Here is a 12812-nt window from a genome sequence, read left to right as displayed (position 1 = left end):
ATTTTGCTCATTGTGCTCACGGGCCTGATGCGCTGAAACCACCGGCTCGGCCGCACCCGCATCCTACGCAAATACACCCCTGCCAATACACTGCCAATACACCGTCAAGGAGGATGAATGCAGCGTTCCGCACCCCGGCCGCCGCTGCGGTTTTCCACCCAGACGCTGCTGCTGCAGCTGGCGGTGGTGCTGCTGGTGGTGCTGCTCAGCGCCACCGTGCATGCCTGGCTGACGTACGACCGGGTTGGCAGCGACGCCGAAAACCAGGCCCTGACGCTGGCGCGCACCGTTGCCTCGGATCCGCAGGTCAGGGCCGACGTGCTGGCCATCAGTGAACAGCCCGGCACTCCCCGCCCGGCGAGCTTCTGGCCGGGCCGCTCCAGTCAGCAGCCGAGGCAGCGCGGACCCGGACCGGAGCGCTGTTCGTGGTGATCACCGACGAAACCGGGATCAGGCTGGCCCATCCCGATCCCCAGCGGCTGGGTGAGAAAGTCAGCACGGACCCGTCCGAGGCGCTGTCCGGCCAGGAAATCACCACCCGGAACACCGGAACCCTGGGCCCCTCCGCGGGCGCCAAGGTTCCCGTGTATGCGCCCGGCAGCACCACGGTGGTGGGTGAGGTGAGCGTGGGCTACTCCATGGAGACGGTGGCCCAGAGCGTGGCCCGCGACATCGGGCCGGTGGCGCTGACGGCCGCGGGTGCCCTGCTGGCCGGGATCCTGGGGTCCTTCCTGCTGCGCCGCCGCCTGCAGCGGCTCACCCTTGGCCTGGAGCCGGAAGAGATCAGCACGCTGGTCCACGACCAGGTGGCGGTGCTGCAGGGCGTGGACGACGGCGTCATCGGCGTCAGTGCCGACGGCCGGGTGAGCGTCTTCAACGCCGCGGCGCAGCGCCTGCTGGAGTTGCCGGATCTGTCCGGCACCCGGTGGGAGGATGCCCCGGTTCCGGAGCAGCTGAAGTCCCTTACGCGGACCGCGGCCGGCGCTGTGGCAGTTCCAGGCGCTGTGGCAGTTCCAGGCACTGTGGCAGTTCCAGGCGCTGTGGCAGTTCCAGGCGCCGTGACTGCTGCAAACTCCGCCGGTCCGGCCGTGGATGCGCTGGAACTGGTGGCCGGTGGCCGGGTCCTGGTGGCGAACGCCCGCAAGGCGCTGCACCGCCGGGAGGACCTGGGCTGGGTGATCATGCTGCGGGACCGCACCGAGCTGCAGCAGCTGACCCGCCAGTTGGACGCCGTGGGAACCATGTCCACCGCACTGCGTGCCCAGCGGCACGAGTTCGCCAACCAGCTGCACACCCTGGCCGGCTTCCTGGGCATCGGGCAGCACCAGGAGGCACGGGACTACCTTGCCCGGTTGGCCGCCACCGGTCCGCTGAAGTTCCCGGTGGACCAGGCGGAACTGTTACAGGACCCGTATCTCCAGGCCTTCGTCGGCGCCAAGGGCGTGGAGGCGGACGAGCGCGGCGTTGCGCTCCGCATCGGCCCGGAGACCCTGGTCAGGGGCAGGTCACCGAAGCCCAGGACGTGACCACGGTGCTGGGCAACCTGATCGACAACGCCGTCAACGCCGCCGTTGCCGGGTCATCAACGGAGCGCTGGGTTGAGCTTGAGGTCCTGGATGAGCCGGCCGACGACGGCGGAACGCTGCATATCGTGGTGGCGGACTCGGGTGACGGGCTGGCAGAAGGCACAGACGCGGAGGGCGTGTTTGCCGAGGGTTTCACCACGGCCTCCGGCCCTGTCCGGGCAGGTGGCGGACAGGGCTTCGGACTGGCTCTCGCGCGCCAGCTGGCACGGCGCCGCGGCGGCGACGTGAAAGTGCTGGAGCGCGGAACCAAGGGCGGGCCGGGCGCCGTGTTCATGGCGACCCTTCCGCAGACGACGGCGGGAAAGCCCGCCGCCACAACCCCGGGGGCAGCCGGAAAGGATGAGAATGGCTGACGATTTTCGGGTCCTGATCGTGGACGACGACTTCCATGTGGCCAAGCTCCACGCAACGTATGTCGACTCGGTGGCAGGGTTCCTGGCGCTGGCGCCCGTGGGCACTGCCTCCCTGGCACTGCAGGCCATCCACAGCCTGCGGCCGGACCTGGTGCTGCTGGACGTGTACCTGCCGGATGCATCGGGCCTGGACCTGCTGCAGCAACTGGATGTGGACACCATCATCCTCAGCGCCGCCTCCGATGCCTCGTCCCTCCGGGTGGCGTTCCGCCGGGGAGCGCTGGGATACCTGCTCAAGCCCTTCACTGCGGAGTCGCTGTCCCAGCAGCTGCGCTCCTATGCCCGGTACCGGCGCCTCCTGGGCCAGCCGGGGGCACTGGACCAGGAGGCGGTGGAACGTGCAAAACGTTCCCTGATTCCGGGTGATGTCACGCCGTCGTCGAAACCCCGCTCCGCCACCGAAGCGGCAGTGCTGGAGTCCCTGGCCCCCGGTGAGCAGTACTCGGCCGCGGAAGTGGCCTCCCGGGTGGGCGTCTCCCGGGCAACCGCCCAGCGGTACCTGTCCTCCCTGGCCGACGACGGCGCGGTGGACATCCAGCTCCGCTACGGCACCACCGGCAGGCCGGAACACCGGTACGGCCTGCCGGCGCGGTAATCCAGGGAGAGCGTCAGGCAGCTTTCTGGGCGACGAGTTCGATCTCGACAAGCATCTTCGGATCCAGGAACGGCAGCACGTGGACCAGGGAGAGGGTGGGGCGGATGTCACCGAACACCTCGCCGTGCGCCCGGCCGGCCTCTTCCCATTTGCTGATGTCCGTCAGGTACAGCTTGGACTGCACAACGTCCTCGTAGCCGAAGCCGGCGTCGGCCAGGACCTTGCCGAGTTTCTGCAGGATGTACTGGGTCTGGGTGTAGAAGTCGTCCCCCACGATCCCGTCGTCACCGCTTGCCGCGGTTGCGGAAATGTAGAGGGTGTCGTCCACCTGGACGGCACGGGAGTAGCCGAGGGTCTGTTCCCAGACGGATCCGCTGCCGAAGGTTTTGCGCATGGGTGGCCTTTCAAAGCTGGAATGGGTCGCCACCACTGTAGGGCTGCTACAGGTCGCGCCGGTAAACCAGCAGTTTTGTGTCGGTTCCGGGAACGAACCAGTCCCGTTCAGCCACCCGGTGGAAGCCGGTCCTGCGGTACAGGCCGTGCGCGCTTTCCCAGTCTTTCCCCGTGGTCAGGGCCACCGCGCGGATGCCCGGAAGGGTACGGGCATAATCGATGATTGCCTCCACCATGGCCCGGCCGGCGCCGCTGCGCTGGACCGCAGGGTCCACTACCAGCATGCGGAATTCCAGCTCGTCCGGCAGGGCAATGTCCGCGTAGGGTTCCCCGGCGAGCGCCAGCGTGACGGAGCCGATGACGGTTCCCTCCCGTTCGGCTACCCAGATGGTGGCCTGTTGGGCCCGTTCAGCAACGTCCATGATCTTGACCATATACGGATGGGCGGGGTCGTCGAAGTAGCCTGCGGAGAGATAGGAGTCGCCGGTGATCCGGGCGATGGCCGGGAAGTCGGCTTCGACGGCGGGACGGATGGTTGGCTGCTGCTGCACCCGTCAATGGTAGTGGCGGCCCGGCCCCGGTTCCGGCGGAAACGCGCTTTCCGTGATCGAACTATCAGAACCGGTGAGCAGCACCAGTGCAGTACCAGTGGGCAGTGCCGGTGTTGCAGAGCCAGTGTTGCAGAGCCGGCCCGGCTTCCCGCGCCGCCTAGAGCGGAAACTTGCCGCTCAGCTCCAGGCTGGCCGCGCACGTCCAGGCGTCGAGCCGCTCCTCATCGGTGGGACCGCCGTCGAGCGGGCTGGTCAGGCGTGGCCTGCGCACCCAGCAGCCGGCTTCCTCTGCGATCAGCGCCCCGGCCGAGAAATCGTGCTCGTTCAGGCCCCTCTCGCCGTAGGCGTCATGCGTTCCGTCCGCCACCATGCACAGGTCCAGGGCCGCGGAACCAAGCCGGCGGACATCGGCAAACCCATCCATCAGGGTGGCGAAGGCGGCAGCCTGCTGGGAGCGGATGCCGGGTTCGTAACTGAATCCGGTGGCCAGGATCTGCCCGGTCCGGCCCGGGACCGGGCCCTCAAGCCTGGTGGTGGTTCCGCGCTCCTCCAGCCAGGCACCCCGGCCGCGGGCGGCGTAGTAGATCCGGCCCAGCGCCGGGGCGTTGACCACGCCGGCCAGCCAGGCGCCGTCGGAGTCGGCAACAGCCACGGAGGTGGCGTAGTAGACGATGTTGCGGATGAAGTTGGTGGTGCCGTCCAGCGGGTCGATGGACCAGCGGTAGCCGGTGGGATCGGCGGGGCGGGTGGTGCCCTGTTCCTCGCCGGTGATGCTGTCCCCCGGGCGGGCCGCGGCAATGACGTCCCGCACCGCGTTTTCGGCGGCGACGTCGAAGGCCGTCACCCAGTCCCCGGCCGCCCCCTTGTTGCTGGCGTCCAGCGCGGTGCCGTCCCGGCCGGAAAGGACCCTGGCACCGGCAGCGGCTGCCTGTTTGGCGACCTCCAGCAGTTCCGATGCGGACGTCATGCGTTCTCCTCCACTGCGGCCGGTACGGCCGCTTCCCCGTTGGCGTCCCCGTCCGCTCCCGGCGCTGCCGCATCCCCCAGGGCTGTCGCATCCCCCAGGGCTGCCGGGCCGCCGTCGAGCAATTGCCGGAACCCGTCCTCGTCCAGCACTGGAATCCCCAGCTGCTCTGCTTTGTCCAGCTTGCTGCCGGCACTTTCGCCGGCCACCACGTAACTGGTGTTTTTCGAAACGGAACCGGCCGCCTTTCCGCCGCGGAGCAGGATGGCCTCCTTGGCCTCGTCGCGGCTGAAGTTGGGCAGCGAGCCGGTGACCACCACCGTCAGCCCTTCGAGCGTGCGCGGCATGGATTCGTCCCGTTCGTCCTCCATGCGCACCCCGGCGGCGGCCCAGCGGTCGATGATTTCAAGATGCCAGTCCTCCGCGAACCATTCCTTCAGCGCGGCGGCGATGGTGGGACCCACGCCGTCCACATGGGCCAGCTCCTGCTCCGACGCTGCCCGGATGCGGTCCATGGAGCCGAACGCCTGGGCCAGGGCCCGGGACGCCCGCGGGCCCACGTGCCGGATGGACAGGGCAACCAGCACCCGCCACAGGGGCTGGGTCTTGGCCTTTTCGAGTTCCTTGAACAGCTTCTGCGTGGTGGCGGTGGGCCTGGACGGCGACTTGGCCGTGCCCTTGCTGAAGAAGTACGGCACCAGCTCGTACTCGCCGGTGGGAACGCCCTTGGTTTTCTTCTCCCTCCGGATCCGGACGCCGGCCAGGTCCTCGGGGGTGAGGTCGAACAGTCCGGCTTCGGAGGCCAGGGGCGGAACATCGGGTTCGGCCGGCTGGGTCAGCGCAATGGCCGCTTCCCAGCCCAGGGCCTCGATGTCGAAGGCGCCACGGCCCGCTACGTGGAACACCCGCTCACGAAGCTGCGACGGGCAGGACCTGGCGTTGGGGCAGCGGACATCCACGTCCCCCTCCTTGGCCGGGGCCAGCGGAGTACCGCAGGATGGACATTCGGTGGGCATCACGAAATCCCGCACGGGCGGGTCCTGCTGGTCCCGGAGGGCCAGCACCGGGCCCACGATTTCGGGGATGACGTCGCCCGCCTTCCGCAGGACCACGATGTCGCCGATCTTGACGCCTTTGGCCTTGACCACGTCCTGGTTGTGCAGGGTGGCCATTTCCACCGTGGAGCCGGCCACCTTGACCGGCTCCATGACCCCGTAGGGGGTGACGCGGCCGGTTCGGCCCACGTTGACCTGGATGTCCAGCAGCTTGGTGTGGACTTCCTCCGGCGGGTACTTGTAGGCCACGGCCCAGCGCGGAACGCGGGTGGTGTTGCCCAGGGCCCGCTGGGTGGCAAAGTCGTCCACCTTGATCACGATGCCGTCGATTTCGTGGAGCAGCTTGTGGCGCTGGTCCCCGTAGCGCTTGATGAAGCCAAGGACGTCTTCCCTGGTCTCCAGCACCTCGAAGTACGGGCTGACCGGCAGGCCCCACTCCTTGAGCAGCCCGTATGTTTCCGACTGGCTGCCGGCCGCGAGCCCCTCGCGGGCGCCGATGCCGTGGACGAACATCTTCAGCGGCCGCTTGGCCGTCTCCGCGGGGTCCTTCTGCCGCAGGGAGCCGGCGGCCGCGTTGCGGGGATTGGCCAGCGGTGCCTTGCCGGCTTCGATCAGGGCCTCGTTGAACTCCGCGAACGCCTTGGAGGGGATGAAGACCTCCCCGCGCACCTCCATTTCGGCGGGGAAACCGCTGCCGCGCAGTTCCTGCGGGATTTCCTTGATGGTGAGCAGGTTGTGGGTGATGTCCTCGCCCGTGGTTCCATCGCCGCGGGTGGCAGCCCGCACCAGTCTGCCGTCGCGGTACAGGAGGTTGACAGCAAGGCCATCGATCTTGAGTTCGGTAAGCCAGGCTGCCTTGGTGCCGCCGTCCCCGATTTTTTCGATGCTGGCCTCGGCCCGGTTGAGCCAGGCCTCAAGCTCGTCCAGCGAGAAGACGTCTTCCAGGCTGTACATCCGCTGCAGGTGCTCCACGGGCGCGAAGGCGGCGGATACTTCGCCGCCCACTTCCTGCGTTGGCGAGTCGTTGGCCACCAGTTCCGGGTGCAGCGCCTCGATCTCCTCGAGGCGGCGGAAGAGGGTGTCGAACTCGGCGTCCGAAACCAGGGGTGCGTCCTCCTGGTAGTACGCGAACCGGTACTTCCGCACCAGGTCCGCGAGGTTTTCGTATTCCTCGCGGATGGCTTCGGTGGGAACGGCTTCGGGCTCGTGTGGTTCCGCGGTTCGGGTGGCGGTCTGTTCTGCGGGTCCTGGTCCTGTGCTCACAGACCTATCTTGCCTTACACCTGCGACAGCCAGCGGGCAGGGCGGCGTGAACGCTGTCAGTGCGAGCGCAGCCGGTTCCGGTTTCGGTTCCACCAGGCGAAGGCGCCCGCGGAAACGCCCACCAGCAGCGCTCCAAGGGCGATGGGCAGGAGCGCAGGTCCGCCGGGGCCCTCGTCACGGGCAGGGGCAGCAGCGGCAGCCATCCGGGCAGGCCCGGCAGTCCGGTTGACCGGGCTGTTCCAGTCCACCCCGCTGGAGGGGCCGGTCGGCGGCCGGTAGCCGGCAGCGGGTGACGTGGTTCCGGTGGCGGACCCATCCGGGAGTTCCGCTGCCGTGGCGGGAGGCCCGGCCGGTTCGGGAGTGCCTGCCTGCGGCTGCGCGGCTGGCTCCGTTGGCTGCGGCTGGAGTGGCTGGGCGGGAGGCTCGGCGGGTGGCGCCGGCTGGGCCGGCGGCTGGGCAGCCTCCTTGGATTTGCGGGGCCGGCCGGGGTCGGGGTTGTCGGCAAGGATGGGCACGCAGACAAGACCGCAGTCTGGTGGGGCCTGGGTGCCTGCCGTCGGAGAGGGGTCCGCGGTTGCAGCCAGCGCGGGACCGGAGGGGAACAAGCCGAGGGCCAGGGCAAGGACAGCTGCTGATGCCGTCGTCGAAACAGTGCGGAGGATCGGGGCGGACGGGGTCATTGCTACCTTTCGATGCGCGCAGTCCCCCCACCGCGGCTTTCTGGTGTCCCCGGTAGTCTTCTACAACGTCCTGCGGGGCCGCAAATCCCGACGGATCGCGGCCCCCGCATTCATCGGCGCTGTTCAGTCCCGGTTTTCGGGCGGGAGCGCCACCTGGATTTTCCGTGCCTTGCCCCGCCCCACCACGTACCCGCGGCCCGGAATGAAGTCCGGGCTGACCCGGCCCAGGGACGTGTTGAGCAGGCTGTCGCCCTCAATATCCCCCGGGCTCAGCAGCAGGCCGCGGCGGCCCGATTTGAAGGGCTGGGCAAGCTGCCAGGCGGAGGACCAGGTGGAGGATTCGGACTCGCCGATGACCCATTGGTCTGCTTTGAGGGACGCCGTCACCAGCTGCGCCATTCCTGACTCGGCGATGGTGTCGGTGAACTCGGTGAGGCCCTCGATGAAGAAGGCCACGGTGCCAGGGTTTCCGGTGGAGTGCTCCACCAGGTCCTCCACCACTTCGGCGACGTCGTCCGGGCCCACCACGGCGCGGTTCCAGATGGGAAGGGACGCGACGGCGGACCGGCGGGACCCGAGGTAGACCAGTTCCGTGGCGGGATTGGACCGGCGCAGCGCGTAGGCCAGGGTGACCAGCGCCACGGTGCGCCCCGAGCCCGGCGGCCCGGCCAGGAGCAACGGTCCGCGCGCCATGAGTTCGGCCGGTTGCAGGGACTCGTCGTCCACTCCAATAACGGGCAGGTCGGGGCTGCCTGCCGGCAGGACATCCAGGTCCACCTGCTCGGGGAGCCGCTCAATGCCCGGGGCGGTTTCCAGGCCCTGACGCTGCATGGCTTCGCTGAGCTTATGGACCTCGCGGGCCTGCAGGGCCAGGTTCGAATTGCCGCCCAGGACGGCCAGCTGGACTTCAAGCCCGTCCAGCAGCCCACGGCCCGGGGGCGACGTGGCCGTGAGGACATCCCTGGGAACATCCATGGAAATGTAGTCGTCCTCAGAGGACAGGCGCAGGACCAGGCGGCGCTGGATGGAGGCGAGCAGGGACGCGGGGACGGCGTTGGGCCGGTCCCCGGTCACCACCAAGTGGATGCCCAGGGTCCGGCCGTCCGTGGCCAGCTGCAGGAAGATGTCCCAGAGCCCGGAAAGCTTGCTGTGCTCGTACGCCTCGCGGAAGGCTGACATGCCGTCCACCAGCACGAAGATCCGCTTCTCGTCCGGCCGGTTGGCCAGCCTCCGGTACTCCACGATGGTGGAGGCGCGCACCTCGGCGAACTGCGCGGAACGCAGCTCGGCGATGTCCCGGAGGAGGCGCAGCAACCGCCCGACGCGTTCGACGTCGTCGCCATTGATGATCTCCCCCACGTGCGGAAGCTCCTCAAGCATCCGCAGCCCGGAAGAGCCGCAGTCGATGCCGTAGACGTGGACGGGGCCGCCGCGCGGGGTGACGGCCGCGGCAATCGCGATGCCGCGCAGGGCGGCGGACTTGCCGGAACCACCGGTGCCGTAGATGGCCATGTTGCCGTCGCGGTCAGGCTCGTAGAAGACGGTGGGCTGGTCCTGGTGGACGGGGTCGTCCGCGACGCCCAGCAGCAGCTGTTCGTCGGTGCGGGGGTTGGGCAACTTGGAGAAGTCGTAGGTCTTGGCCAGCTCGTCCAGCCATGGTTTCCGCGGCGGCCGGATGGCCAGGGTGTCCGCCGCGTGCACGATGGTGGAGGTCATCCTGGCGATGTCATTGGGACCGGCCGGTTCCGGGGCCGCAGGCTTTTCGGGTGCCGGCGCTTCCCAGCTGGGACCGGAGCCGAAGGCCATCTCCACGATGTCGATCTGGGGGCGCTGCGGTTTATCCGTGGTCCAGCCGCCGGCGTAGCCGGTCTGGAATCCCTGGATCCGTCCGGGCCCGGTCTTGGCGGCACCGCGGCCCGGGATGGCGGGGTCGAAGTAGGCAGCATCCGGCACCCCCAGGATGTCGGTGGCGTCGTCCTCGTCGGCCATGCGCAGCGCCACCCGCAGGTTGGTGTTGGCGCGCAGGTTGTCCTTGATGACGCCCGCCGGCCGCTGGGTGGCCAGGATGAGGTGCAGGCCCAGGGAACGGCCGCGGGCGGCGACGTCCACCACCCCGTCCACGAATTCGGGCACGTCGTTGGCCAGCGCGGCGAACTCGTCCACGATGATCACCAGGTACGGCGGGGCCTCCGGATCCGCCTCCCGCTGCAGGGCCAGCAGGTCCTTGGCCTTCTTCCGGTTCAACAGCTGCTCGCGGTAGTGCAGCTCCGCGCGCAGGGATGTGAGGGCCCGCCGCACCAGGTGCGGGGAAAGGTCCGTGACCAGGCCCACCGTGTGTGGAAGGTTGATGCAGTCGGCAAACGCCGCTCCGCCCTTGTAGTCCACGAAAAGGAAGCTGACCCGGTCCGGGCTGTAGGCCGCAGCCATGCCCATGACCCACGACTGCAGGAACTCGGACTTGCCGGCACCGGTGGTGCCGCCCACCAGGGCGTGCGGTCCTTCGTTCTTCAGGTCCAGGTACAGCGGCTCGATACCCTTGGATCCCACCAGCGCCCTGAGGGTTCCGTTGTCCTTGCGGTTGGCCACGGCGGTGGCGTGCAGGGAGTTGTTTTCCGTCCAGCGCTCCACCACGGCCTGCGGATTGTCCAGGAAGTCCTTGCCGATCAGGGCCGCATAGGACACCGCGCGGGGCAGGTCGGAATCGTCATTGACCGGCTTGCCCACGTCAACCACGGGCGCCAGCATCCGGGCCAGCTGTGCTGCGAGCTCCGCGTCCACGCTCTCGCAGCTGACCGGGTAGGTGTGGCGGCCCAGCCGGACCTGGCCGGTGGTGGTGCCATGGTCGCCGTCCACCACCATGAAGTCACGGCAGGCAGCCGGGAGTGACTGGATGTCAGTGGCCACCCACAGGATGTGCACGCCGGAGTCGGGACCGCGTTCGGCCAGCCGGGTCAGGCGGCCGCGGTCCACGGGGGCGTCGTCCTCCACGATGACCAGCACGGAGGGAAGGACCGGCTCTTCGGGCTCATGCTTCACGGGGTCGATGCCGGGGCGCAGGTCCGGGCCTGACCGTTTGGCCGCCGCCTCCCGGGCGTCGACCAGGTCCTCGAGGCGGGCCAGCAGTGAGGAGCCGCCGGCCGACCCCGCGGCAAGGTGGTCCCCGCCCAGCGGGCTGTGGCCCGAGCCTACGTGCGGCAGCCACTGCAGCCAGTTCCAGCGCTCCCGCGACTGGGCGGACGTGATGGCGGTGAGGACCACCTCGGCCGGGGAATGCAGTCCCACCAGCTGCAGCACCATGCCACGGGCCACGTCGTCCACCAGGCCGCGGGCGCCGGCGATCCCCAGCGCGCCGGAGGTGCGCAGCTGGGACACCACGGGGACGCCTTCGATCCCGCTGAACTGCTTGATGCAGTCCTGGATTTCGCGGCTGTACTGGACCTCGGTGTCGTTGCTGGAGGGCTCTTCCAACGGGATGCGGGACGGGGCGGTCCCCAGCCCGAACCGCAGGCCGAGGAACGACGGGTGTTCCGGCCGGTGCGTCCACAGCAGCGGCCCCAGCTTGTAAATCGCGTCCACCGTGTCGCTTACGGACGGCGCTTCCTGCAGCCGGACCGCCCGTTCCACCTGCTGCAGCTCCGTAAGGTCCTGCCGGAATGCGGCCATGGCGGCGCGGAACTGCTTGAGCTGCTCCTTCTGCTGCTTCCGGGTCCGCATTGTCTGGTCCACGTGGTGGCCCACGATGAACAGGGGCATCATCAGCATGAACACCATGGAGAGCACGTTCTGCGTGACCGCGAAAATGACCGCGCCCATCATCAGCGGTGCCACCAGCATGATGTAGGGGAAGGGATGGTCCTCGGGGCGCTTGGGCCCGGCAGGAAGAACCCGCTTGGGGACGTCGAAGCGGGGCACCACCCGCGGGGAGCGGTTGAAGTCCACCAGGGGCGACGTCGGCGCTGCCGCATGGTTGTGGCCCAGCGGCACCACGGTGACGGTGGTGTCACCCAGGGTCACCGTGTCGGAGGAGTTCAGCGTGGCCCTAGTGACGGGCAGCCCGTCCATCAGGAGGCCGTTGGCGGAGTTGGTGTCAACGATCTCGATGCCCTCGCCCACCGTGATCCGGGCGTGCCGTTTGGAGGTCAGCGGATCCGTCAGGCGGACGTCCACGTCCCGGTCCCGGCCAATGTAGCTGGTGCCGGTGGGCAGCGAAAATTCCCGCCCGGCGTCGGGCCCTGACAACACGCGCAGGGTTGCGGCGGCCGGTCCCCGGTTGGCCCCGGGTTCGTGGAACTGCCCACTGACCTGGGCCAGCGATACCACCGAGCCGGGGCGCAGGCCTGATTCGAGGAGGTTGTCCTCCCGGGCCAGGATGTTCCCGCTGATGCCGGCACCCACGAACGCTTCATCGATCCGCAGCGAAAGGTTGTCCGGCGCCGGGGTGCCTTTGCGGGCGGGGTCCGCCGTCCACAGCACGGTGGCGATGTCGGCCACGGTGGCCATGCCGTCCACCGTGACGGCCAGGTCCTTGGCGTCGGCGGGTTCGCGGCGGAGTGTCAGCCGGATCCTCATCCTTCGTCCACGCCCCTCATCTTCTCCAGCAGGTACAGGTCATCGGGTGTCACCAGGTGGGTGGTGACGGCGTGTTCAACCAGGCGTGCCCGGCGGTTGGTTGCCAGCTTGCCGCCGCCGCCGCGCAGTCCCGCCACGCCCACCCGGTCCAGCTTGTCGCAGACGTTGTCCAGCTTGCGGTTGAAGCGCGTCAGTGCCCATCCCAGGGTCTTGGCGGCCGCCGCGGAGGACGGGATGGTGCTGAAACCGGTGCCCTCACGCCGGAGCACAGGCTCGGCGAGCGCCACGATCAGCGCCTTCTGCGCGTCCGTGAAGACCACGGGGCCGATGGTGGTGTCCCCGTTGCCGGCTTCTTCGCGGGCTTCCTGCCGGAAGGACGGCGTCTTCACGTGCACGGCGAACTCGTAGGTGGTGGGCCCCGCCGTGAAGATGACATTGGTGTGGCTGAACACCAGCGGAATCCGCGCACCGGGTGACAGCCAGGCCTGCATGCCGCCGGAGGCGTCAGCCACGGTGGCGGAGAGCATGCTGCCCACGTTGCTCAGCCACCAGATGCCGTCGTAGCGGGCGACCTGCAGGAACTGCCGGTGCAGGTACGGGTTGTCGTCCACCTCAAGGTCGCCTTCACGGCCGATGTTGAAGATGTCCTCATCCGATGGCTCGTACCATTCGCCACAGAAATCTATTGCTAGATCCCCCATGATCTGTGCCTCCTCAAGGCAGAACTGTTGCGGTAGTCGGAG

8 protein-coding genes and 1 pseudogene are annotated in these 12812 nt (G+C 68.7%); 2 read left to right on the top strand and 7 right to left on the bottom strand.

Annotated features, from left to right (window positions below; translation table 11 throughout):
- The first annotated feature begins 117 nt into the window (after positions 1-117).
- Positions 118-1939: pseudogene (locus OUO20_RS03405) on the top strand (ATP-binding protein).
- Positions 1932-2594 carry a response regulator gene (locus OUO20_RS03400; protein ID WP_018771890.1) on the top strand — a complete coding sequence of 221 codons (663 nt, stop codon included), beginning with the start codon at positions 1932-1934 and terminating at the stop codon, positions 2592-2594. The pseudogene OUO20_RS03405 and the gene OUO20_RS03400 overlap by 8 nt, the downstream one beginning before the upstream one ends.
- Before the next feature lie 13 nt (positions 2595-2607).
- Here the strand turns inward: OUO20_RS03400 and OUO20_RS03395 are convergent, their stop codons facing one another.
- The 7 genes from OUO20_RS03395 to OUO20_RS03365 form a co-directional block, all read right to left on the bottom strand.
- Positions 2608-2988: a RidA family protein gene (locus tag OUO20_RS03395; RefSeq protein ID WP_056390984.1), complete on the bottom strand. Its 381-nt coding sequence runs from the start codon at positions 2986-2988 to the stop codon at positions 2608-2610.
- Positions 2989-3034: 46 nt separating this feature from the next.
- A complete protein-coding gene (locus OUO20_RS03390; RefSeq protein WP_134164504.1) occupies positions 3035-3538 on the bottom strand; it encodes a GNAT family N-acetyltransferase in 504 nt (167 codons plus the stop codon).
- 157 nt (positions 3539-3695) lie between these two features.
- Entirely contained in the window at positions 3696-4505 is an 810-nt protein-coding gene (locus tag OUO20_RS03385; protein ID WP_018771887.1) for an inositol monophosphatase family protein, read from the bottom strand.
- The gene (ligA, locus tag OUO20_RS03380; RefSeq protein ID WP_442781112.1) at positions 4502-6820 is read right to left on the bottom strand and encodes an NAD-dependent DNA ligase LigA; all 2319 of its coding nucleotides are present in this window, start codon (positions 6818-6820) and stop codon (positions 4502-4504) included. Before ligA ends, OUO20_RS03385 begins: the two co-directional genes overlap by 4 nt.
- Before the next feature lie 56 nt (positions 6821-6876).
- A complete protein-coding gene (locus OUO20_RS03375) occupies positions 6877-7500 on the bottom strand; it encodes a hypothetical protein (protein WP_268002846.1) in 624 nt (207 codons plus the stop codon).
- Between the two features lie 123 nt (positions 7501-7623).
- A complete protein-coding gene (locus OUO20_RS03370) occupies positions 7624-12069 on the bottom strand; it encodes an FtsK/SpoIIIE domain-containing protein (protein WP_268002845.1) in 4446 nt (1481 codons plus the stop codon).
- Positions 12066-12770 carry a hypothetical protein gene (locus OUO20_RS03365; RefSeq protein ID WP_018771884.1) on the bottom strand — a complete coding sequence of 235 codons (705 nt, stop codon included), beginning with the start codon at positions 12768-12770 and terminating at the stop codon, positions 12066-12068. Before OUO20_RS03365 ends, OUO20_RS03370 begins: the two co-directional genes overlap by 4 nt.
- Between the last annotated feature and the right edge of the window lie 42 nt (positions 12771-12812).

It is taken from the genome of Arthrobacter sp. FX8, from assembly GCF_026723805.1.
Taxonomy (GTDB): Bacteria; Actinomycetota; Actinomycetes; order Actinomycetales; family Micrococcaceae; genus Arthrobacter.
The sequence above is the reverse complement of the archived record's forward strand: the minus strand, read 5'-3'. Positions and strand labels throughout refer to the sequence as shown.